This window comes from Paenibacillus sp. FSL K6-1566, from assembly GCF_038050475.1.
Lineage (GTDB): Bacteria > Bacillota > Bacilli > Paenibacillales > Paenibacillaceae > Paenibacillus_AQ > Paenibacillus_AQ lactis.
In genome coordinates, this window is the sequence record NZ_JBBOSR010000001.1 from 1,661,062 (window position 1) to 1,683,638 (window position 22,577).

Genomic DNA, 22,577 nt, shown 5'->3' on the forward strand with positions numbered 1-22,577 from the left:
TACGGCTCTTGTGTAAAGTCTTAGGGCTTTCGTCTTGCCTCAGTTTTTGTAGCAGGAGCTTCCCTGCATAGAGTATAATGGACAAAAACTACGTACATCGGGATGAGATTCGGAGGTTGGATATCTTTGCGCAAGAAGGGTGCGAACGGACAAGAGAGCAGGGCGAAACTGCTGATGATCGCTGCTAATGAATTCGCGAGATCAGGGTATCATCATACGAAGATCAGCACCATCGTATCCCGGGCAGGGTTAACCCAGCCGTCGTTTTACCTGTATTTTGAGAGTAAAGAAGCGATCTTTCGGGAATTGGTCGGGAATTTCCGGTCCGGGCTGAAGGAGCTGATCGAAGGCAGCAGGCTGGAGGGCGGCATAAGGGAGGATGATGTTCCCGATCGGCTGCTGGCTGTCTTAACAAGCTTATTTGAGTATTTGGGCAAGGATCCTGATTCAACCCAGATCGGATTTTACATAAGCGAGGAATCTGCAGCCATCAAGTCGGAAATGGCCGCAATGATCGCGAATAATTTAAGGGCCGAGCAGCAGGAAGGTTATTTCCGGGCCGAAGCGGATATGGCGGTCATTTCGGAAAGTCTGGTCGGGGTCATCGAAAGGCTGACGCTGCAGGAGCTACTTAACGGCAAGCGGCCTTCCGGGGATTTGGCGCGTCATGTCGTGAATCTCTTCATGCACGGCATCTGCGAACACCCGTATGGCCGAGTGTCAGGCGATAAGTTCCAGGGAGTATGACAACGATAATCTGCATTATGGATACGAATACGACTGCATCCTTCGCTTCATGCGCCGATTGCAGTCTGTTTTTGCTGTCTTTCGCGCTGCAGCATCGTTTGAAATATGGCGGGAAAGTGGAGTATATTCGTAATACACATGTATGTAACCGATTCCATCAGGAGAGTCAGAGGAGAATGATCGGAGGATTCGCTAATGAAGAAGATGATGCTGGTTTACGGTGCGCTGATTGTCGCATTTCTCCTTTACGTATTCATGTACCGTCTTGAGGACAAGCGGACATCCAGCTGGGAGGAAGGCGGGCTTCACGGCAGCATCGGCGAGAGCTACGTTATGGTCACCTTTCAATCAGGCATGGAATATTGGAAAAATATTTTGAAGGGCTTCGAGGACGGCGGAGACGCGCTTGGCGTTACCGTCGATTACCGCGGCGCTACGCAATATGACGTCAAGGAGCAGATTACCGTCCTGGAGCAGGTTATCGCCAAGCGGCCGGCAGGGATTGCTTTATCGGCCATCGATTCGAAGGCGCTCACGCCAACGATCAATAAAGCCGTTGATGCGGGAATTCCGGTCGTCCTGTTTGATGCGGACGCTCCTGACAGCAAAGCCTACTCCTTCCTGGCGACCAACAATTACAATGCCGGGGCGGCAGCTGCAGATAAGATGGCTGAGCTTCTTGGACGGGAAGGGGAGGTCGGCATCATTACCCAAACCGGCCAGCAGAACCACGATGACCGGACGGCGGGCTTCCGGGAAACGTTAGAGAAAAGCTATCCGGCCATGTCGGTGGTGGAGATTAGGGAAGGCAAAGGAGATATTATCGCCTCCAAGGAAGCTGCCGCCCGCATGATGGAGAAGTTCCCCGAGCTGAAGGGCATCTTTGCGACGGAGGCAAACGGGGGAGCCGGCGCCGCCGATGCCGCCATTGCCGCGGGCAGGGCCGAAGACGTCCGAATTATCGGGTTCGATACGAATAAAGTGACGCTCGACCGGATATCGGACGGAACGATTTCGGCCACGATCGCGCAGGGAACCTGGAATATGGGGTATTGGTCGCTGCAATATTTGTTCCATCTCCATCATGGCCTTACCGTTCCTGCGCCGACGCTCGGCAATGATGTCGCTCCTCTGCCGCCCCGGGTCGATACCGGCATTACGATCGTGACCCAAGAGAATGTGAAGGATTACTATGCGAAGTAACGGATTGGGCGCATGGCGGCAGGGGCTGAAGCGGTGGCTGCATTTTGGGGATCTGCCGCTTCGTTACAAGCTGGTCATTCTGTTTCTGATGATCGGCATTCTCCCCTCGATCGGGCTCGGGGTGCTGGTGAACTGGACGGTTAATCGGATTGTGGATCAGCAGGTGACAAGTCATACCATACAATTGATCGGGAAGGTTAATCAGACGCTCGACAACGAGATGGAGAACCTTCAGAACATCACCTATCTTATCGGCTTCGATCCCCGCACGGAGCGGTTTATGAAAGGACATATCCAGGGGGATATGCCTCCGGCCCAGGCGGGGAACAGCGTACAGGCAAATGCCGGATACGCCTCGGACCGCCGCCTGATGCATCAGGATGATGCGGACAATTACGAGATCCACCAGTATCTTCAAGGCTTTACGACGCTGTATCCGGAGATTGCCGCTATTCTGGTGGTCAATCGTGAAGGGGCCTATATCAGCAACGAAATGTATGCCCGAGGCAGCGGGAAGCTGACGGATGAGGCTTGGTACCGGGAAGCCGTTAACAATGAAGGAATCTTTACCGTGCTCGGGCATCCGTCGGACCGCAATGTGACAACGCACGTGCATTATGCCGATGAGGAGCTGGTTTCGGTTGTCCGTTCCTTTGTCGATCCGGATACCCGAGAGGTCACCGGGGCGGTCCTTATTGATTTGAAGCTTCGGACCGTAGCACGTGCGGCCCGGGATGTGACGCTGGGCAAGAACGGGTACCTGATGGTGACGGAGGCTGGGGGATCCAGCATCTATAAGCCGGACGACTCCCTGCTTCCAAGCATACCGCCGTCTTGGTTTCCGGAGCAGGACAGCGGCACGTTCATACGCGAGGTGAACGGCGAGCGGGTGCAGCTGATTTACGGTACGTCCTCCTTCACCGGATGGCGGACCATCGGCGTGTTCCCAACGAACGAAACGGTTTACGAAGTGAAGGAAATCCGATTCTATTTAATCTGCTTCCTGTTTATGGTGTGCCTCTTCGGCGTTACTGCCTCGTATACATTGTCGCAATCGATTTCGCGGCCGATCTGGCAGCTGATGTCGTTCATGCAAAAGGCGGAGTCCGGCGATCTTGCGATCCGCTACTGGGGGAACCGGCAGGATGAGGTCGGCATGCTTGGCCGGAGCTTTAACCGCATGCTGCTTCAGATTCGCAAGCTGATGAAGCTGAGCGAGCTGCGCGAGCGGCAGAAGCGGGAAGCGGAGCTGCGCAGCCTTCAGGCGCATATTAAGCCGCATTTTCTGTACAACACGCTCGATACGATTCATTGGATGGCCCGCAAAAAAGGGGCGGATGAGGTGTCCGAGCTGGTGGAATCCTTGTCGACCCTGTTCAGGATCGGTCTCAGCAAGGGGGATGACATCATTCCGATGCAGGATGAATGGACGCATATCAGCAGCTACTTGCAAATTCAGAAGACCCGGTACCGGGACAGGCTGCAGACGCAGCTGGAGCTTGCGCCCGAGGCCGAAAGGCTGTATGTCCTTAAGCTGCTTCTGCAGCCGATCGTGGAAAATGCAATTTACCACGGCATCAAGGCGCGCCGGGGACCCGGGCGAATATCGATCAGGGCGTATACCGAGAATCATGCCCTGGTTCTGAACGTTCAAGACAATGGCGCGGGCATGCCGCAAGACAGGCTCGAGGAGCTTCGCCGGAAGCTTCGGGACCCGATCTCTGCCATGGATGAGGATGCGGGCGGGACATCTGCGGGTAGCCGCAGCTACGGCATGCTGAATGTTCAAGCCCGGATACAGCTAACGTTCGGCGAGGCTTACGGAATCACCATAGAAAGTACGGAAGGCGAAGGAACTTCGGTGACGATCCGTCACCCGCTGCTCGCTGCGATTCCTCCGCCGCCGGATAACGATAGGGGAGATAGGCTATGAATAAGGCTAACCAGGTGCTTTACCAAGTGCTGATCGCCGATGATGAGCCGATCATCCGCGAGGGGATTCGGGATGCGGTGGATTGGGCTGCGCTCGGCATGGAAGTGGCAGCCGAAGCGGAAGACGGCGAAGAGGCGCTAGAGCTTGCGCTCAGCCGCGTTATCGATATCGCGCTTGTGGATATGAACATGCCGTTCATGGACGGCATCGCGCTGATGAAGAGGCTGAGAGAAGAACGCCCTGATTGCCGTTTCGTGATCATCACGGGCCATGACGAATTCGCATATGCGCAGGAAGCGATCCGGCTTGGCGTAAAGGATTATATTTTGAAGCCGGTGAATGCGGAGCATCTCGTATCGGTGCTGCGCAGCGTAAGGGAAGAGCTGGATGAGCGCCATATTCAGAGCAACTATTTGAAGAAGGCATCGGAACAGATCGAGAAGAATATCCCGCTCCTTCGCGAGCGCTTCTGCCAGGAATGGATCGACGGGCTGCTGGAAGAGTCTGAAGCCGTGGAGCAGCTGGAATTCCTCGGCCTGCCGCCAAAGCAGCCCGTTCAGGCAGGCATCGCGAGATGGCCCGAGCTGACCGTCCCCCAGCCGCTCATGAAGGAGAGCGACCGGCAGCTGTATCTGTTCGCCATGGAGAACATGATCGGCGAGCTGCTGCAGCCGGCTGCCCATGTGCTGTTCCGCGACCGAACGGGCCATATCGGCATGCTGCTGTGGGATGAAATCCCCGCGAAGACATGTGCGGATGCCGAGCAGGCGGTTCAGAAATACTTGAAGCTTTCGATCCAAATGCATGTCGAGCCGGTACGGGACGACAGTGGAGGAATATCGGCCGCGTACGAAGCCTGCCGGGAGGCGGTGCTCCGTGACGCCCAGCTGTCTCCGCTGGTTCGCCGGGCCAGGCAGCTGATTCAGGAGCAGTATGCCGATCCGGAGCTGACGCTGGAGTCTTTGGCTGCGGCGCTGCAGGTCTCGCCGGTTTACCTCAGCCGTACCCTCAAGAAGGAGCTGGGCACGTCGTTTGTCGTCTTCATCACCCAGACCCGCATCCGGAAGGCGATCCAGCTTCTGAATGGCACCGATCTGTCTATTCTTGAAATCGCGGAGCGGACCGGCTATGACAGCCAGCACTACTTCAGCACAGCATTCAAGAAGGTGATGGGCGTATCGCCGAACGGCTATCGCAAGGGCCTCGCTTTTCAGGAAGAGAAGGGCGGTTGACGTATATTAACAAGCAGTCCCTGTTTGGTTGGAGCTCCCAACGAAGCAGGGACTTTTTCTTTTCGGGATTCATCGCTGGGATCGATTCCGGGAAGCCGGTGAAGGTTTACCATTCACACTCCTCCATTCATCCACTCACTCGTTCATCCATTCATCGATTCATCCATCCATTCATTCATCCATCCATTCATTTAACCATCCAATCAGGCCACAAAAGTATGAAAATTATAAAAAAGGTTGTATCTGTCGAAAGACCCTTTCCATCCGCGGGTGTATGCTGATTCATACAGAGAGGCTTTTACGGATGGTAAGGATGTAAGCGCTCTCGATCCAACTTTTCGGAAAGGGGAACAACCGATGAAGAGAGGAATGCTGGGTGTTCTTATTGCGGTCATGCTGGTTGCCCTGACGGCCTGTAACCTGGCCGAAACGGATGCCGGCGATGCGAATAAAGGCTATGTCGGGCTTGCGATGCCAACCAAGTCATCGGAGCGCTGGGTGGCCGACGGTAAAAACATGGAGCGGCTGTTTCAGGAAAAAGGCTATAAGACCGATCTTCAGTTTGCGGAGGACGTGATTGAGAACCAGATCGCCCAGATCGAGAACATGATCACCAAGGGCGTGGATGTCATCGTGATTGCATCCATCGACGGCAATACGCTGACGGATGTCATCAAGAAGGCCCATGATCAAGGGATCAAGGTCATCGCGTATGACCGTCTGATCCGCAATACCGAGCATTTGAGCTACTACGCGACCTTCGACAACTTCAAGGTCGGGGTGCTGCAGGCTTCCTATATCGAAGAAAAGCTCGGCTTGAAGGAAGGAAAGGGGCCGTTCAATATCGAGCTGTTCGGCGGCTCGCCGGACGATAACAATGCGTACTTCTTCTATGACGGGGCGATGTCGGTGCTGAAGCCGTATATCGATTCCGGCAAGCTCGTGGTGCGCAGCAAGCAGACGACCATGGCGCAAATCGCGACGCTCCGTTGGGACGGCGCGCTGGCCCAGTCCCGGATGGATAATCTGATCAGCGCGAATTATTCGAACGCTCATCTGGATGCGGTCCTCTCCCCTTATGACGGCATCAGCATCGGGATCATCTCCTCGCTTAAGGGTGTAGGGTACGGTACGCCGGATAAGCCGCTGCCGATCATTACGGGGCAGGACGGGGAGCTTGCTTCGATCAAATCGATCGTGGCCGGCGAGCAGACGCAGACGGTGTTCAAGGATACGCGCCAGCTGGCGGAACAGGCAGTAAAGATGGCCGAAAGCGTAATAAAAGGTGAAGAGGCCGAGGTGAACGATACCGAGTCCTACGATAACGGAGTCAAGGTCGTGCCGGCATACCTCCTTCCACCGGTGTCAGTGGACGCCAGCAATGTCGAGAAGGAGCTTGTTGATACGGGCTACTACACGAAGGAAGAAATCGGTTTGAAGTAAATAACGGCCTTATGGATACGAAACAGAAGGGAAGGTGCAGCCCGAATGTCGGAATATATTCTTGAAATGCGGAACATAACGAAAGCGTTCCCAGGCGTGAAGGCGCTGGATAACGTGAATCTGAAGATTCGCGAAGGCGAAATCCATTCCTTGTGCGGGGAGAACGGCGCCGGCAAATCTACGCTGATGAAGGTGCTGAGCGGCGTGTATCCGCACGGTACTTATGATGGTGATATTTTGTTCAAGGGGAAGGTATGCGAATTCAAAAGCATTAAGGACAGCGAGGACCTCGGCATCGTCATCATCCACCAGGAGCTGGCGCTGATTCCTTACTTGTCGATTGCGGAGAATATCTATCTCGGCAATGAGCGCGCCCACAAAGGCATCATGGACTGGAACGAGACGATCCGCGGAGCGAAGGAGCTGCTGGGCAAGGTCGGGCTTACGGAAAATCCGAACACGCCGGTGGGCACCATCGGGGTCGGCAAGCAGCAGCTGGTCGAAATTGCGAAAGCGCTCTCGAAGAAGGTAAAGCTGTTGATTTTGGATGAACCGACGGCAGCCTTGAACGAGGATGACAGCGAGAACCTGCTGCAGCTGATGCTGGAATTCAAGAAGCAGGGCATCTCATGCATCCTGATCTCCCATAAGCTGAACGAGGTTTCCAAGGTGTCGGATTCCATTACGATTTTGCGGGACGGCAAAACCATCGAAACGCTGGATATGCACGGCAAAGAGGTCAATGAGGACCGCATCATCCGCGGGATGGTCGGACGGGATTTGACGAGCCGTTATCCGGAGCGTACTCCGAAGGTCGGTGAAGTCATCCTGGAGATCAAGGATTGGACGGTATATCACGAGCTGCAGGCGGACCGCAAGGTGATTGATGGCGCGAACCTCCATATTCGAAGAGGGGAAATCGTCGGCATTGCCGGACTGATGGGATCGGGCCGGACCGAGCTTGCGATGAGCGTGTTCGGCAGGGCATACGGCCGGAATATCAGCGGCGAGCTGTATAAGAACGGGCAGGTCATTCAGAACCGGACGGTGACCGAAGCGATTGCGAACGGCTTTGCCTATGTGACGGAGGACCGGAAGGATTACGGCCTGATTCTGATCGATGACATTAAGCGGAATATCTCCCTTACGGGGCTGCCGAAGCTGGCGAGGAACATGGTGATCGATGAAAGAGAGGAAATCCTTGTTGCAGAGGAGATGCGCAGGAAGCTGAAGATCAAGACGCCGAACATCTTGCAAAAGACCGGCAATCTGAGCGGAGGCAACCAGCAGAAAGTAGTCTTGAGCAAATGGATCTATTCCGAGCCGGACATCCTCATCCTCGATGAGCCGACCCGCGGCATCGATGTGGGTGCCAAGTTCGAGATTTACTCGATTATCAATCAGCTTGCGGACGAAGGCAAAGGGGTGCTGGTCATTTCCTCCGAGCTGCCGGAAATCCTAGGCATTTGCGACCGGATCTATGTCATGAATGCCGGCCGGATCACCGGTGAAGTGAGCAAGGAAGAGGCTTCGCAGGAAACGCTGATGAGATACATGACCAAGAACGGAGGGGCTTAAGCATGGAAACGCTCATGAAATTATTCAAAAACAATATTCGGCAGTACGGGATGATCATCGCCTTGGTCCTGATTATGATCTTTTTCCAGATCATTACGGGCGGGCTGCTGCTTGAGCCGATCAATATTACGAACCTGATCCTGCAAAACAGCTACATTCTCATCCTGGCCATTGGGATGGTGCTGGTCATCATTACGGGACATATTGACTTGTCCGTCGGCTCGGTGGCGGCTTTCGTTGGTGCTGTCGCAGCCGTGATGATGGTCGATATGCAGCTGCATCCGGTGATCGCCGTCATCGCCTCCTTGATCGTCGGGGGATTGATCGGCGCCTGGCAGGGCTTCTGGGTGGCGTATGTGAGAATCCCGGCCTTTATCGTAACCCTTGCCGGTATGCTGCTGTTCCGGGGCCTTACCATGATCGTCCTGGATGGGCAATCGATCTCGCCGTTTCCGGGCGGATTTCAGAAGCTCAGCTCGGGCTTCGTTCCGGATTTCGGCAACACCGGCACCAATCTGGTTGCGATTCTCGTCGGCATCGCGTTTACGGTGATTTATGTCATCAATGAGCTGAGAGACCGGAAATCCCAGAAGAAGTATAACTTCGACGTGATTCCAGGCGGCCTGTTCCTGCTTAAGCTCGTTCTGATGGCTGCCGTTATAAATGCCTTTACGTTTATGCTGGCAAGCTATGCAGGCCTGCCGAATATTCTGATTTTGCTGCTTGTACTGATCATCATCTATTCCTTTGTCATGAACAAAACCGTGATGGGACGGCATATTTATGCCCTTGGCGGCAATGAGAAGGCCGCTGCGCTGTCCGGCGTGAAGACGAAAAAGGTAACATTCTGGGTATTTGTCAACATGGGCGTCATGGCGGCCATTTCCGGCCTGATGTTTGCCGCCCGTCTGAACGCGGCAACGCCTCGTGCGGGTACGAACTTCGAGCTGGACGCCATTGCGGCAAGCTTTATCGGCGGTGCATCCGCCACAGGCGGTATCGGTACGGTGTTCGGCGCAATCATCGGCGGCCTCGTCATGGGTGTCCTGAATAACGGCATGTCCCTCGTCGGACTCGGCATCGACTGGCAGCAGGGCATCAAGGGCCTTGTCCTTCTGGCAGCCGTCGCTTTCGATATTTATAACAAGAAGAAGAGCAGCGCCTCGTAATTGTCCTTTGGTGTATATAGAACAAAGCACGGCCGGCTTCGGGCAGATTTTTAAAAGTCTGCGGAGCGGTCGTGCTTTTTTTTTTGCGATAAACGGATCACCGTCTTAGCGTTGAGTTTAATACTGCTTATCTCAGCTTAATCGTTACCTTGCGTGTCAACAAGCGGATCAACACCAGCCCAAGAACCATGATGACGGCCGACCCGGCAAGCGAAGCGTACAGCGGCACGTCAAGGGTGAAGGCAGGTATCCAGCGATCCCATAGCGAGGCCAGTTCGAATTGCCACAGCGCATCCATGAAGCCGACAAGAACGATCGCTATGGCGATGAAGCCTAAACCTCGAATCCAGTCGTGACGGTAGAAGCCGGAGCCGATCATCCATCCCATCAGGTAGTAAACGAAGATTTGGATGCCAAAGGACGCCAGGGCAAGGAACCAGTTGTGCTCGAATGCCTGCAGTACCGGAGAGTTCCCGGTGTCCGAGACGTTCATCGCCGAGAGCAGCAGGCTGACGGGGCCGACGACGAGCGGAAAGGCAATGGACAGCAGCAGGGCGGCCAAGGCGGCTCCTTTAAAAAAGTCCCTTCTGGTAAAGCCATGACGCACATAGAAGCTCAGGAAGCCGAAGGAGGATATAATGCCGATGACCAGCATGAAGCCCTTGGTCGAGCGGTAGATGATGGAGAAGAAATCGTCCTGGCCGATGTTGCTGCTGCTGCCGGTAATCCCAAGCGCGAGGTTAAGGAGGAACACGATAACCAGATATCCTATGGCCCATGAGCCTTGGTGCCAAAACATCTCCATCATTATTCTCGAAGCGGCTGACGTTGGTTGTTTCATGTTACCTGCTCCTCCCCTGTGATATGGATAAACAAGTCCTGCAGCGAGATCGGACCCAGCTCAAGCCCCGCACGTCTAGCTGCATGCTTGGATTCCTCGCTCAGCTCTCCGTAGACGATGGCCGATTTGGTGGAGCCCAGCTGTTGAACATTCAGCACCTTCAGTCCCGGCGTGAATTCGTCCACCTTCTGCGCTGGTCCCGTAATCGAAACGCCGCGGGAGGTTAACGATTCGTAATCGTCTTGGAGGATGAACCGGCCTTTATGGATGATAATGACCTCCTCGAACAAATAATCCATCTCCGACACGAGATGCGTGGACAGGATGAACGTCCTTGGGTGCCGCTCCTGATCCTCGAGGAGCTCCCGGTAGAAAATTTCCCGGGTGGGTGCATCCATGCCCAGGTACACCTCGTCCAGAATCGTAACGGGCGAGCGGCTGGCAAGCCCGATCGTAACGTTGAAAGCCGACTGCATGCCTTTCGAGAGCTCCTTAAGCGGTTTATCCAGCGGCAGGTTGAAATTACGGGCAAGCCTAAGGGCATATTCCGTATCGAATCGGGGCCGATATCCGGCTACCGTCTCAATCGCCGTTTTGACTTTGTCCGACTCGTCCTTGTAGTCGATGTCATAGAGGAAGGAGACCTCCCGCATGATTTTTGCATTTTCAAACGGCTGCTCGCCGCCTACCTTCACCGTGCCTGATGACGGCTCGCGAAACGAAGCCAGCGCGGACAGCAGCGAGGTTTTGCCTGCGCCGTTCCGTCCGAGAAGGCCGTAAATCTTCCCGCCGTCCAATCGGAAGGACATATCCTTTACGGCCTCAACGTCCCCGTAGCGAATGGAGACCCGGTCGAATTCGATATCAAGATTCATGGGCGTCACGCTCCTTTACTTGGGTGATGATCTCAAACAAATCTTCCGTGGACAGGCCGAGCTTGTCGGCCTCCTGCACCATAGGCACCACATAATCATCTGCAAATGCATTTTTCCGGGTCCGAAGCAGCTGCTCCTTCGCCCCTTCCGCAACAAACATGCCGACACCCCGCTTTTTAAAAATGAGGCCGGATTCAACGAGCAGGTTGATCCCCTTCAAGACCGTAATGTGATTGATTTTGTAAAAGCTTGACAGCTGCGTCGTGGAAGGCACCTGCTCCCCTTCGAGCAGCTGGTCGTTCACGATCTGGTCTTCGATCTTTTCCTTGATCTGGAGGAACAAGGGCTTGTTATCCGGATATACCGAGCCGCTAATGCGAATCACCGCCTTGCCGTTGATGTTTCTGTAAAGGTTATATGCTTATATATATGACTATATAACCAAAACGTGCAGAGCATGTCAAGGTCATTTTGGAAAAATTTGCGCCAAAGGCTGCTAACCGATTAATCTTAAAGTGAGTAGACGTATTAAAGGGAAGGCTCCAGTCATTGATTGTAGGCTAGCAAGCTGCTGATCTGTGGAGCAAAGAGATTTTGACAAGGATAAAGAGGAGATCGTCGACGATGAATACATTACATAAGATCGGCAGTAATGAATTATACAGTCAGCCTTATGATCCGGCACATATGGAACCTGTAACAACTGTACTTTATTCCGTTAAAAACAACAGAATTGTTGCCAGGAAAATTTCCAGCGGGGGCCTTGAAGTCGTGGAATTCGTATTCGACCAGCAAGAAATGGCGAACGTGATTGAAAACCACATTGAAATCCAGTTTGCGTTATATCAATTCTATGTAATGAGTAGCGACTATAAAGATACACTGACCCGTTCGAATGAGAAGATATCTTGTGGGATCCATTATCCAAATAAGGGAGACAAGTTAAAGCATTCGACGTTGTCCAACCTGCTTTCCATTTTCGACTCGTTAATTGTGGTTTATCAGAAAAACAAAGCAAAGGTTTCGGGCATACTGTCCAGCTTGGATTCAAAAACAACAATCTATCGTTTATACCATAGCTTGTACATCGATTCGCGTCTAAATCCGTTTATCATTTCTTTCATAGACCATACAAAGGGCTGCAAATTGGAAGACGGCGCTACGGAGGTCTATCGCTTTCAGCCCAGGGAAGACGACGTTCAGGCGGCTGTCCTTGATCATACGGAAATGGAGGCCATTCATTATTTAGAGCAGCAATTGCAGCTTTCCGACGAATGCTTTACGTTTGTATGTTTGGGCTGGAATGAAGAGGACGTTGCCGAGAGCACGACGCTCATAAAGCTAGCGAAATATTTTGAGAGAATTTATGTGGTCTCAACTCAGAATAGATTCCGTTCCCAACTTCTTGCTATTTATAAAAAATAATCGTCAAGCGTCGTCGTATAACTGCATGAATCTCCCAAAACTCTGTACTTCCTAAACTGCAAAAAGACACATGCGCACACAAGCGCATGTGTCTTTTTGCAGTTCAAAACCTTGAGAAAACAGGCCGGTCCGTGCGTTCACGGCAAATCGTTATTTCGATTTCGCTCCCTCCGAATACTCATGGATATCCGCATCCGGCAGCTTGCCGCGCTGAAGTTCGCGGATCGTCAGCCCGAAATCCATCTGCAAATGCGGATAGTCAGGGAATTTGTCCCAATCGCCGCCCCATTCGAACCCGAGCTCTTTGGCGATGGCCACCACTTCCATCCAGTCGGATTTGCCATTGCCGTTACCGTCGTATTCCATGTCCCAGATGACGCTTCCATCTTCGAGCTTCAAGGCAAAATCGATAGCGAGCCCGTAGTTGTGGAGAGATTGGCCGGCTTTGGCGTTCGTAACGATATCCCCCTCGGTTGTCCGGCCCTGATTGTAGATCCGGGTCTGTTCTTCATGGCTCCGGTATCCGTCGGTGATGACGATCGTGATGCCCCGCTGCTTGGTGAGGCGGACCAGCTCGTTTTTTTGCTTCAACACATAAGGGTGTAGGCCGGTGATCGCCGGCGTTTCTTTTTTACCAAGATCAAAATCCATGTCGTTGATGATGCCGGGAATAGCGGTTTGCATCTGCATATAAAATATGGCGAGCAGCAAGGCGGCCAGGAGGACAAGGGTCTTTCTTCTACGTTTAATCATCGGAGTTTCGTTTCTACCTACTTTCACAAGAATCACTTACGATCAATCTTCTCTCAATCTATTATATCGGCAACCGGGCCCAGGTTCCAACAGCGCCGGACTCCTGACCATAAGCAGGAATGAATAGCAATCCCTGGTTCTTCGCATGCTAAGCAACAAGATGGAAAATGCTTGTCCCAAAACGATGGCGGCGAAATCGTCGCCGGGAAAGCCGGGGCAGGGAAAGGAGAATCGTAATGAGCAGCATTCAACAGTTGCAAGGTACACTGAGTCAGCTGTCCGGCCAATTGGCGGCAGCGGAGCAGAGCGGCAGTATGGAGGAGGTCGGGGCGATAGCGGGCCAGCTGGGGCAGCTTCAGACTGCGCTTCAAAGCGCACAAGCGGGGCTTACGTCGGAAGCCTCCGAGTCAGCTAGGCAGGAGCTTGTCAATTGCCGCATGCTTCTGCATGGCATGATGAACGCCGTGGAGGCCATTCAAGCCCGGGCGGCCGAGCAGTACCGCCAGGTTCTTGGCGAGAACAAGGCCGCATTTGAACAGCTGGCTGATGCAGCCAAGCAAAGCGGTTACCCGGAAGCCTATCAGTACAGGCAAATATTCCAGCAAATGGCGGAGGTCAGTCAGCAGCTGCGTCAATTGGACGGCTCCATGCTGGATATGGGTTATCAGATGGAGCGGGGGGCGCAGACCGGTGGCAGCTTAAACGGAGCAGTCCCGATTGAAGAGACGACCATGGATACTCATGACGGCTGGACCATATGACTGGACGCATCGAATAAAAACCAATGAGGGCGGCCCCTGTTTTCGTAGCAGGAGGTAAGCTGCTGCGCGGACCATCCATCCCTGTTATACCGAAGCTTCAGACCCATTTTAGCGAGGGTTCTGCAGGCTTCTTTTTTGTGATTGAAAGAAATATCTTTTTTAATATATAATCAAGGAGAAAATATCCATAAATCTATTGGGAAATGGACTAGATAAAAGAACCATTTGGAAAAGAGGGAGTTGCGATGGCGAGAGTAGGACCCAAACTGAATCAATCCAATACGCTGCTGATGATATCCAGCATCTATTCGTCACTGACCAAGACGGAGAAGAAGGTGGCCGATTACGTCAAGAGTTATCCGGAGGAGACGGTGCTGGCCACCGTTACGGACCTATCGGAAAAGGCGGGTGTCGGCGAAACCTCCGTCATCCGTTTCTGCAGAAAGCTGGGGTTTCGCGGGTTTCATGAGTTCAAGCTTTCCGTAGCCCAGGATTTGGTGGATCGTCCCCAGTCTGTGGTCGATACGGCCATCGATGAGCAGGATGACCTCATGACGGTAGCCCGCAAGCTTACGATGCAGCATGAAATTTTACTGAAAAACACGCTGGATCTCGTAAATGCCGATCATCTGAGAATGGCGGTCGATAAGCTGCTAGCCGCGAGTAAAGTGTATGTTTATGGGGTCGGATCTTCGGGCATTACGGCGCTGGACCTGCATTACCAGCTGATGCGTCTTGGCCTGAACGTCGAAGCGCACCGGGATGCTCATATCATCGCGATGTCGGCAGCTCTGGTGAAGGAGGGGGATCTGGTATTTGCCATCTCCACCTCCGGCAGCACACGCGATCTCGTGGATCCGGTGAAGGAAGCGAAGAAGAACGGGGCGGACGTCATTTGCCTGACAGGACACCTGAGATCGCCGATCGCAACCTATGCGGACACGGTGCTGCTTGTCTCTTCGCGGGAGATGCCGACTGAAGGCGGGGCGCTGGCAACCAAATTCATGCAGACGTATATGCTCAACCTCCTTACGACACTGCTGTCAATGAAGAAGGAGGACGCAATCGAATCACTCGAGAAAACGGCGAGATCGGTAGCCGATAAGCTGTACTAACATCTGTACTAACGTTACTGTACTAACGGTCGTTCCCTTATTCCTAGACAGCAGGCACGAGGCGAATCGATTTTTGGATTATGAAAAGGGAGGTCTTTGCATCATGGAGTATGCAATTGGCGTTGATATCGGAGGAACTAAGGTGCAATTTGCGGTAGTCAACCGGCAGGGGGAAATCGTCAGCCGGTATCTTGTGCCTACCGAAGCGGATAAGGGAGCCGGGCAGCTGATGGATAAACTGCTGTCCGGCATCGACCGCATGATGAATGCTGCGCAGCAGCATGGGGAAGTCTGCGGCATCGGCATTGGCAGTGCAGGTCAGATCGATTACCAGGAAGGCGTTGTTTTGTATGCCGGCGATACCTTGCCAGGATGGACCGGTGTTCCGATTAAGCAGCTCGTGTCGAACCGGTTCGGCCATAAGGTGTATGTTGATAATGACGTGAATGTGATCGCTTTTGCCGAGAAGAGGTATGGTGCCGGCATCGGCTACAGCAATTTTGTTTGTTTGGCGCTCGGGACGGGAATCGGGGGAGCGGTTATGGAATCCGGCCGTCTTCTTCGAGGTGTCTTCGGAGGCGCAGGAGAGCTGGGGCATGTCTGCGTCGATGTGAACGGTCCACGCTGCAGCTGCGGCAATAACGGATGCATCGAGCTGTATGCCTCCGGCAGCGGAATTGCGAGGATAGGTCGGGAGATGCAGGAAAATGGAAGCGCTTTATATTTGTGGAAGCCTCATTCCAGGGAAATTATTCATGCCTGGCTGCACAACGATGAGGGAGCTGCGCTGGTCATGACGAAGGTGATGCGCGCCCTTGGCGCAGCGATTGCGGGATATATCCATACCTTTAATCCTGAGGCAATTCTTATTGGCGGCGGGGTTGCGGAAGCGGGACCGCGCTTTTTCGCGGAGCTGGAACAGGAAGTGGACGTTCGGACTTCTTCGTATATGCGCAAGTGCTGCCGGATTATTCCTGCGGGTCTGGGAGTTGATGCAGGCGTGATAGGGGCAGCGGCTCTGGTATGGAATCATAACGATGAAGGGGAATTAATTTACGTAATTTAGGAGAATAATTCCTCCATTATTTAAATAATTTAAGGAATACATTTTATTTCTATTACATCAAAAGATACGAAAAACCATTGGATACACAAGGATTTTCGCCGAAATATTGCTGGGTCAATGAGTTAAAGCGCATACAATGCTCAGAAAATAAGGATTGACTAAAGAAAATATATCCATTATTTTTCTTGTAGGAGGATTTTTCCTCCAAAAATTATTTTTATGGAATCCAGAACATGTTGGAGGGTGAGTCATTTGAAGAAGAACTATAGAAAGAGGTCGTTTCACGCCACGCTGCTGCTGGTACTGGCCTTTTCGGTTGTGCTAAGCGCTTGTTCCGGTTCGAAGGAAGGTGGTCCGGGCAAGGGCGGAAAGGTTGAAATCCAGCTGTGGAGCTCGGCAACCGGAGACGGTGCGAAGCCGATTGAAGCGGCTATAGCCAAATTCAATGAAAGCCATGACGACATCGTTGTAAAGACACTCAGCAATCAGGATCACCAGAAGCAGTTGACCGCGATTTCAGGCGGCAATGCCCCCGACATCATCATTACGCAGTGGAACAACATCGGCCCGTGGTCGGAAGCCGGAGCCGTTAAATCATTGGAGGAATTCATTAAACGGGACGGTTACGACACCGGCCAGATTATCCCGGCTGCGCTGGAGCGCATGAAGGTTGACGATGAAATTTATGGGCTTCCGATCTCCATGAGTATGGCGAATAAATTGTTCTATAACAAAGAAGTGTTTGAGGAGGCAGGCCTTACCGCGCCGCCTGAAACGCTGGAGGAATTGTTCGAATACTCGAAGCGGCTGACCAAGAAGGACGACAAAGGCAATATTACGCAAATGGGCTTTATTCCGGATTATCCTTGGATCGATAACGTGTTCTGGCCCATCATATTTAATGGCTCCTGGGTGGACGAAAGCGGGAAGCTGACCGCTAACCAGGAAGCAAACGTTAAAGCGATCGACTACCAGATGAGTTACTACAAGGAATTTGGGCAGGAAAGCATCGATAAATTCAAATCGGGCATGGGCGGACTCCAAACCCCGCAGGATCCGATTCTGACCGGCAAGCTGGCCATGATCATCGGCTGGGAGAGCTGGTATGTGGACGACCGGGGTGAAGGCAAGGATGTCGGTGTCGCACCGTTCCCTTATCCGGCGGCCAACCCTGAGCTTAAAGGCTCCGGAATGGTAAGCCCGATTGCGATGTTCATTCCTTCCAAAGCGATGCATCAGGAGGAAGCGTGGAAGGTGCTGCAGTATTTGCTCAGCGAGGACGTGCAGATTCAATACAGCATCGATTTCGGCTCGATCCCGGTTTTGACCAAGGCGCTGGATAATCCGAAGCTGACGCAGAATGAAGAGACGAAGGTGCTGTGGGAATATTATGAAAGCGCTAAAAGTCCGAATTTGAAAGGCTTCCCGAACAGCATTTACATTAATGAATACCTGCAAACCTTGAATGAAGAGACGGAGAAGGCGCTGAAGGGCCAACTTACCGCCCAGGAAGCCATGGATAATGTTGTGAACAAGATGCAGCCGATTGCGGACAAATACAAAAAATAACATGGCAATTTGCCTGCAGGATACCGGGGGAGAAGGATGGTAGATGGAACCTTAGCTCCCGGCATTCCCGGCATGCTTTGCAAGGGTTATTAGGAGGTGAACCCCCGCATGGATCGTTTAAAGCTCCATAGCGGTATCAAGAGCAGGGAGAGAAAGCGGCTGTTCATCGGCCTCATGTTTCTGAGTCCATGGATTTTCGGCTTCCTGGTATTCCAGCTCTATCCCATCATCATGTCGCTATATTACAGCTTTACGGAATATAACATGTTTAACCCGCCGCAATGGATCGGTCTGGACAATTACAACGAGATGTTCCGGGACGATAAAATGTTCTCTTCGCTGTACAATACGGTATTCATGGCATTGTTCGGTTTTTTTCCGCAGCTGGTGTACGCGCTTGTAATCGCACTGCTGCTGAACCAAAGCGTAAAAGGGCTGTCTTTATACCGCACCGTTTATTTTCTCCCGACACTGGTTCCGGCCGTCGCAGGTTCTCTTCTGTGGATATGGCTGCTGAACGCGCAGTACGGTCTGGTGAATCAAATGCTCGGCGCCATTGGGCTGCCTGAACCGAACTGGCTCATGGACGAGAATTGGACGAAGCCTTCCCTGATATTAATGGGCTTCTGGGGAACGGGGACGATTACGATCATGTATCTGGCCGCCCTTCAAGAGGTGCCGAAAATGTACTATGAAGCCGCTTCGATCGACGGAGCGAACAAGTGGCACAAGTTTTGGCACATTACGCTGCCGGCAATATCTCCGATGACCTTTTTCCAGCTCATTATGGGACTTATCGGCTCATTTCAATATTTTTCACAAGGATATGTGTTCGCGGATTCCAGCAGCCAAGCCATCGGCGGCCCGGGGAATTCGATTCTGTTCTATGCGATTTATTTGTTCCAGAATGCGTTCATGTACCTGAAGATGGGATATGCCTCCGCAATGGCGTGGATTCTGTTCATCATCGTGCTGCTGCTGACCCTGCTGATCTTCAAATCATCGAGCAAATGGGTCTTCTATGGAGGTGAAAAATAATGAATGCGTCGATCCTGGGCAGAAGGCTTCTCACCCATCTGATCCTGATTTTGGTCGGCTTGATGTTCCTGGCGCCATTCGCCTGGCTGCTGCTGACAACGTTCAAGACGGAGGATGAGATCTTTGTCATCCCTGTGCAATGGTTCCCTTCGGAATGGATCTGGGATAACTACCGCAATGCGGTTCAGATGATCCCGTTCATTAAATACACCTGGAACACTATCGTTATTGCCCTGTTGAGCGTTGCGGGCGTGGTCATCCTTTCGCCGCTCGTCGCTTACGGCTTCTCGAGAATCGATTTCAAGGGACGGAACGTACTGTTCATCATTATGCTCAGTACGCTGATGCTTCCGATGCAGGTGACGATGATTCCGCTGTATGTCGTGTTTAACAAGGCGAACCTGCTGAATTCCAACTGGCCGCTCGTCCTTAGCGCATGGTTTGGAACGGGGATGGCATTTAACGTGTTTTTGATTCGGCAGTTTTTTAACGGGATTCCGATCGAGCTGACGGAATCGGCCAAGATCGATGGCGCATCGGAATTTCGCATCTATTCCCAAATTATTCTGCCGCTGGCGAAGCCGGCGCTGCTCACGATTGGTTTGTTTACGTTTTTGGGAGCATGGGGCGATTTTCAAGGCGCGCTGATTTATTTGAACGACCAGGAGACATGGACGCTCTCCATCGGACTGAAGCAGTTCATCCGGGAAAATTCAGTGGCATGGGGGCCTCTGATGGCGGCAGCAACGCTGTTCACGGTCCCGATCATCATCCTCTACTTCTTCGTGCAGAAGAAATTCATCGAGGGGATTACGATTACAGGCATGAAATAACCGAAAAATAGGCTGCGGAGGGCTGTCATACTAAAACAGATTTAGGAGCTAACTTATGAGGCGGATGATTACAGAAAGAGGATTAGTCGTATCTTGTCAGGCTTATGAAGGTGAGCCGCTCTTCGGTCCCCATCATATGGCGGAGATGGCCAAAGCGGCCGTGCTGGGAGGGGCCATCGGCATTCGGGCGAACGGAACGGCCGACATCGCGGCGATCAAGGCTGTCGTGAATGTGCCGGTGATCGGTTTGTTGAAACGGCGGGTGGGAGACTGCCCCGTATATATTACGCCGACATTGGAGGATGCATGCGCCGTCCATGCCGCGGGTGCGGACATTGTGGCCATTGACGGGACGCGCAGGCTGCGGCCGGACGGGACAACGATTCGGCAGGTCGTAGAGGAACTGACTCGCCTTGGGGTGTGCGTCATGGCGGATGTATCTACCTTGGAGGAGGGGCTGCATGCGGCAGAGCTTGGTGTTCAATATATTTCGACGACGCTGTCGGGTTATACCCCGTACAGCCCCGGAACGAATAAACCGGACATCTTGTTCGGTGTCTCGCACAGGAAACCAGGCTGCCGGTCGTTGCCGAAGGAAGGTTCACGAGCTCGGAGCAGATGATTCAGGCATTGAACGCAGGAGCTCAATTCGTGGTGGTGGGCAGCGCGATCACCCGCCCGCAGGATATTACCGAGCGCTATCGGAAAGCGATTGAGGACAAGGTTGTATTGAATAGCTAGAAGGGGGTGATCAACGAAGAGGGGATGTGCATTTATTCCGGAAGAACAATACATGTTGAAGGGGTGAGATCATGAAACGGCTCGGATCCGGGAGCAGCGAGTTCTGAGCAAGCTGGCGATCCTAGAGCAGGTTCCACCAAGAAATGGGTGGATAGGCAGCAGCTGCAGTATCTTATGAAGTTGGTCGCAAGCTTAGAAGGAAGAAAGATGACTAATAAGGAGGATGATGATATGAAATCGTCTAGAAAACGGATATCCTTGGTTCTGGCACTCCTGATGATGTTTTCGCTCGTCCCGGCCGCCTATGCGGATGAAGCGAAAGCGGAGGCGCGGAATTTGGCCAGGGATGCGGTCTACATGTGGTCGGAAGCGCCGGAGAGCGCTTATCCCGACCCAGGGAACAAGCTGAATGACGGCGTCTTCGGGACGCGTAACGTGCTGGATCCGGCCTGGGTCGGGCATTTACGGAAGAAGACGCGGGAGGTCGTATTTGATCTCGGCGAGCCGAAATCCATCTCCGGCATTAAAGCGCATTTTCTGCAGGATTGGCCCGGGTCTGCCGTCCTGTTCCCGCTGACCGTTTCGATGTACGTATCGGATGATAATGTTCATTGGGCAACCTTGACCCATAAAGCGACCCAAACGCTATGGATCGACGGACCTCCGGTCGACGAAACCTATGCCTGGGATGCAGGCGCGGACGGCGTGCCTGGCGCGGAGGATGCAAGTCACGCCTACGCACGTTATGTTAAGGTAACGTTCACGATGCATACGAGAGCATGGACCTTCATCGACGAGATCGAAATTACAGGCACCGACGGCCAGTCGAAAGGCGCGGTCCGGGTTCCGCCGGAGGAATTCAAGATGCTGGCGCCGGGCGAAGCCACGGCGGGCATACGGGATTTGTCCCTGCTGTATAACGGGCATTACGCCAATGGAGACGGAGACTGGAGCAAAGAGGACATCATTCCGCAGATCAGTTATGTGAATCAGGATGGCGAGCCGGTCGACTGGTTCTTCGACGGCGTTCTGGTTCTCGGATTGCTGTCGCCGGACGGCAGAGATTTCGGAGGCGGCTCGAATCTGAAGGATTGGAACTGGTATCTTGATAAAACATTTGCTGCGGACGGCGATATGTTCCAGCTCAATGAGGCTACCAAGGAAGCGGGCACCAAGCTCGGCGATCCGGACCACAAAACGAAGGTCGTCGTCATGATTCCCGACCCGGGCGAATACGTAACGGACTTCGGCGATGTGGACGGGGACGGCAAATCCGAGAATTTCAATGCCGGCAGCGTGGGCGAGCAGCAGGCCATGGCCAACAGGCAGAAGGCTGTCCGGTGGTGGATGGATGAAGTGCTTAAGCGTTGGGAGAGCAGCGGATATAGCCACCTGGAGCTTGCCGGGTTGTATTGGCTGTCCGAACAGGTAAGCACGAGCGCTTCGGGACCGGATATGCTGAAATACGTTAACGGCGAAATCCATGCCGAAGGCTTGAAGTCGTTCTGGATTCCTCACTTTCTGGCTTACAAAAGCTATATGTGGAAAGAAGTCGGGTTTGATGCGGTGGCATTCCAGCCGAACTACTTCTTCGAAGAGATGAGCAGCGAACGTCTGGACGATGCGGCCTATACGGCCGAACGGTTCGGAATGGGCGTCGAGATCGAATTCGATGGGCGGATGCTCACGGATCCGGTATTCCGCCAGCGTTACAAGGAGTATCTGGATGGCGGCGTGAAATACGGGTACATGACGGATACGTTCAAAGCCTACTACAAAGGCTCCGGACCGGTGTTGGGCACAGCCGCGGCCAGCGAGGATCCTGAGATCCGGATTATGTACGATTGGTTGTATCAATTCGTGAAGGGAACATATCAGTTGGATAATACCGGCACCGTTCATATGAAAGAGCTGGTGAATCAGCTGGAAAAGGGCGGACAATTCAAAAGCCACGGGGCGGCCCGCTCTCTGACGGCGCATTGGGATTCGGTCGTTCGTTTTGAGGAGCAAGGGAACAAGGAACAGGCCTCCGGCCATTTGGACCGTTTCCTTGAGCTGCTGGAGCAGCATAAGCAGAATGGGCTGGTATCCGGCAAAGCCTATCCGTTGTTGAAAGCAAACGCCGATTATGTGGCTAAACGGCTGCGGTAAGCGCATATAAGGATACTGACAGGGGAACCCGAGGGATTTCAAATTCCAAGGGTTCCTTTTTTTGTTCAATGGAAATGATTTATTTAAAAAAGCACCGTTGGATT

19 protein-coding genes and 1 pseudogene are annotated in these 22,577 nt (G+C 53.0%); 16 read left to right on the plus strand and 4 right to left on the minus strand.

Going from position 1 to position 22,577, the window contains the following annotated elements:
- Positions 1-126: 126 nt before the first annotated feature.
- The 7 genes from NST08_RS06990 to mmsB all read left to right on the plus strand — a co-directional run bounded on the left by NST08_RS06990 (position 127) and on the right by mmsB (position 9,305).
- Positions 127-747 carry a TetR/AcrR family transcriptional regulator gene (locus NST08_RS06990; RefSeq protein WP_007130857.1) on the plus strand — a complete coding sequence of 207 codons (621 nt, stop codon included), beginning with the start codon at positions 127-129 and terminating at the stop codon, positions 745-747.
- A 195-nt stretch (positions 748-942) separates the two neighbouring features.
- On the plus strand, positions 943-1,950 hold the full coding sequence (locus NST08_RS06995; protein WP_007130856.1) for a substrate-binding domain-containing protein: 1,008 nt from the start codon (positions 943-945) through the stop codon (positions 1,948-1,950).
- On the plus strand, positions 1,940-3,883 hold the full coding sequence (locus tag NST08_RS07000) for a cache domain-containing sensor histidine kinase (protein WP_007130855.1): 1,944 nt from the start codon (positions 1,940-1,942) through the stop codon (positions 3,881-3,883). The genes NST08_RS06995 and NST08_RS07000 overlap by 11 nt, the downstream gene beginning before the upstream one ends.
- Complete coding sequence (locus tag NST08_RS07005; protein ID WP_028406348.1) at positions 3,880-5,115, plus strand: response regulator; 1,236 nt, start codon at positions 3,880-3,882, stop codon at positions 5,113-5,115. The genes NST08_RS07000 and NST08_RS07005 overlap by 4 nt, the downstream gene beginning before the upstream one ends.
- A 357-nt stretch (positions 5,116-5,472) precedes the next feature.
- Positions 5,473-6,558 (plus strand): multiple monosaccharide ABC transporter substrate-binding protein, encoded by a 1,086-nt coding sequence (gene chvE / locus NST08_RS07010; protein ID WP_007130853.1) that lies wholly within the window; start codon positions 5,473-5,475, stop codon positions 6,556-6,558.
- 45 nt (positions 6,559-6,603) lie between these two features.
- Positions 6,604-8,136, plus strand: coding sequence for a multiple monosaccharide ABC transporter ATP-binding protein (gene mmsA / locus NST08_RS07015; protein WP_144878460.1), 1,533 nt, complete (start codon positions 6,604-6,606; stop codon positions 8,134-8,136).
- Positions 8,137-8,138: 2 nt separating this feature from the next.
- Positions 8,139-9,305: a multiple monosaccharide ABC transporter permease gene (gene mmsB, locus NST08_RS07020; RefSeq protein WP_028406346.1), complete on the plus strand. Its 1,167-nt coding sequence runs from the start codon at positions 8,139-8,141 to the stop codon at positions 9,303-9,305.
- Between the two features lie 127 nt (positions 9,306-9,432).
- On the opposite strand, the gene NST08_RS07025 is transcribed toward mmsB, so the two are convergent.
- Genes NST08_RS07025 through NST08_RS07035 form a run of 3 tightly spaced genes read right to left on the minus strand, consistent with a single transcriptional unit; the run spans position 9,433 to position 11,397 of the window.
- Positions 9,433-10,146, minus strand: coding sequence for a Tat pathway signal protein (locus NST08_RS07025; RefSeq protein WP_341341633.1), 714 nt, complete (start codon positions 10,144-10,146; stop codon positions 9,433-9,435).
- Positions 10,143-11,021, minus strand: coding sequence for an ABC transporter ATP-binding protein (locus tag NST08_RS07030; protein ID WP_341341634.1), 879 nt, complete (start codon positions 11,019-11,021; stop codon positions 10,143-10,145). The genes NST08_RS07025 and NST08_RS07030 overlap by 4 nt, the downstream gene beginning before the upstream one ends.
- Positions 11,011-11,397, minus strand: a complete 387-nt coding sequence (locus NST08_RS07035) for a GntR family transcriptional regulator (RefSeq protein ID WP_341342618.1) — start codon at positions 11,395-11,397, stop codon at positions 11,011-11,013. Before NST08_RS07035 ends, NST08_RS07030 begins: the two co-directional genes overlap by 11 nt.
- 248 nt (positions 11,398-11,645) lie before the next feature.
- Between NST08_RS07035 and NST08_RS07040 the strand changes: the two genes are divergently transcribed.
- A complete protein-coding gene (locus NST08_RS07040; protein ID WP_341341635.1) occupies positions 11,646-12,446 on the plus strand; it encodes a hypothetical protein in 801 nt (266 codons plus the stop codon).
- A gap of 150 nt (positions 12,447-12,596) precedes the next feature.
- Here NST08_RS07040 and NST08_RS07045 read toward each other — a convergent pair whose 3' ends face one another.
- Entirely contained in the window at positions 12,597-13,199 is a 603-nt protein-coding gene (locus NST08_RS07045) for a M15 family metallopeptidase (protein ID WP_341341636.1), read from the minus strand.
- Positions 13,200-13,435: 236 nt separating this feature from the next.
- Here NST08_RS07045 and NST08_RS07050 point away from each other — a divergent pair, with 236 nt between their 5' ends.
- The 8 genes and pseudogenes from NST08_RS07050 (at position 13,436) to NST08_RS07085 (ending at position 22,473) form a co-directional block, all read left to right on the plus strand.
- Positions 13,436-13,960, plus strand: a complete 525-nt coding sequence (locus NST08_RS07050) for a hypothetical protein (RefSeq protein ID WP_144870783.1) — start codon at positions 13,436-13,438, stop codon at positions 13,958-13,960.
- Positions 13,961-14,205: 245 nt separating this feature from the next.
- The gene (locus NST08_RS07055) at positions 14,206-15,075 is read left to right on the plus strand and encodes an SIS domain-containing protein (protein WP_144870781.1); all 870 of its coding nucleotides are present in this window, start codon (positions 14,206-14,208) and stop codon (positions 15,073-15,075) included.
- A gap of 103 nt (positions 15,076-15,178) precedes the next feature.
- A complete protein-coding gene (locus NST08_RS07060) occupies positions 15,179-16,141 on the plus strand; it encodes an ROK family protein (protein WP_144870779.1) in 963 nt (320 codons plus the stop codon).
- A 252-nt stretch (positions 16,142-16,393) separates the two neighbouring features.
- Entirely contained in the window at positions 16,394-17,710 is a 1,317-nt protein-coding gene (locus NST08_RS07065; RefSeq protein WP_341341637.1) for an ABC transporter substrate-binding protein, read from the plus strand.
- A gap of 108 nt (positions 17,711-17,818) precedes the next feature.
- Complete coding sequence (locus NST08_RS07070; protein WP_007130842.1) at positions 17,819-18,748, plus strand: carbohydrate ABC transporter permease; 930 nt, start codon at positions 17,819-17,821, stop codon at positions 18,746-18,748.
- Positions 18,748-19,581 (plus strand): carbohydrate ABC transporter permease, encoded by an 834-nt coding sequence (locus NST08_RS07075; protein ID WP_007130841.1) that lies wholly within the window; start codon positions 18,748-18,750, stop codon positions 19,579-19,581. The genes NST08_RS07070 and NST08_RS07075 overlap by 1 nt, the downstream gene beginning before the upstream one ends.
- A 55-nt stretch (positions 19,582-19,636) precedes the next feature.
- A pseudogene (locus NST08_RS07080) lies at positions 19,637-20,322 on the plus strand (N-acetylmannosamine-6-phosphate 2-epimerase).
- 231 nt (positions 20,323-20,553) lie between these two features.
- Entirely contained in the window at positions 20,554-22,473 is a 1,920-nt protein-coding gene (locus NST08_RS07085; RefSeq protein WP_028406334.1) for a DUF4855 domain-containing protein, read from the plus strand.
- Positions 22,474-22,577: the final 104 nt, after the last annotated feature.

What these genes read in the sequence shown, in the direction of transcription:
- NST08_RS06995 (WP_007130856.1), top strand. Translation starts at nt 943, where the DNA reads ATGAAGAAGATGATGCTGGTTTACGGTGCGCTGATTGTCGCATTTCTC.
- NST08_RS07000 (WP_007130855.1), top strand. Translation starts at nt 1,940, where the DNA reads ATGCGAAGTAACGGATTGGGCGCATGGCGGCAGGGGCTGAAGCGGTGG.
- NST08_RS07005 (WP_028406348.1), top strand. Translation starts at nt 3,880, where the DNA reads ATGAATAAGGCTAACCAGGTGCTTTACCAAGTGCTGATCGCCGATGAT.
- chvE (WP_007130853.1), top strand. Translation starts at nt 5,473, where the DNA reads ATGAAGAGAGGAATGCTGGGTGTTCTTATTGCGGTCATGCTGGTTGCC.
- mmsA (WP_144878460.1), top strand. Translation starts at nt 6,604, where the DNA reads ATGTCGGAATATATTCTTGAAATGCGGAACATAACGAAAGCGTTCCCA.
- mmsB (WP_028406346.1), top strand. Translation starts at nt 8,139, where the DNA reads ATGGAAACGCTCATGAAATTATTCAAAAACAATATTCGGCAGTACGGG.
- NST08_RS07025 (WP_341341633.1), bottom strand. Translation starts at nt 10,146, where the DNA reads ATGAAACAACCAACGTCAGCCGCTTCGAGAATAATGATGGAGATGTTT.
- NST08_RS07030 (WP_341341634.1), bottom strand. Translation starts at nt 11,021, where the DNA reads ATGAATCTTGATATCGAATTCGACCGGGTCTCCATTCGCTACGGGGAC.
- NST08_RS07040 (WP_341341635.1), top strand. Translation starts at nt 11,646, where the DNA reads ATGAATACATTACATAAGATCGGCAGTAATGAATTATACAGTCAGCCT.
- NST08_RS07045 (WP_341341636.1), bottom strand. Translation starts at nt 13,199, where the DNA reads ATGATTAAACGTAGAAGAAAGACCCTTGTCCTCCTGGCCGCCTTGCTG.
- NST08_RS07050 (WP_144870783.1), top strand. Translation starts at nt 13,436, where the DNA reads ATGAGCAGCATTCAACAGTTGCAAGGTACACTGAGTCAGCTGTCCGGC.
- NST08_RS07055 (WP_144870781.1), top strand. Translation starts at nt 14,206, where the DNA reads ATGGCGAGAGTAGGACCCAAACTGAATCAATCCAATACGCTGCTGATG.
- NST08_RS07060 (WP_144870779.1), top strand. Translation starts at nt 15,179, where the DNA reads ATGGAGTATGCAATTGGCGTTGATATCGGAGGAACTAAGGTGCAATTT.
- NST08_RS07070 (WP_007130842.1), top strand. Translation starts at nt 17,819, where the DNA reads ATGGATCGTTTAAAGCTCCATAGCGGTATCAAGAGCAGGGAGAGAAAG.
- NST08_RS07075 (WP_007130841.1), top strand. Translation starts at nt 18,748, where the DNA reads ATGAATGCGTCGATCCTGGGCAGAAGGCTTCTCACCCATCTGATCCTG.
- NST08_RS07085 (WP_028406334.1), top strand. Translation starts at nt 20,554, where the DNA reads ATGAAATCGTCTAGAAAACGGATATCCTTGGTTCTGGCACTCCTGATG.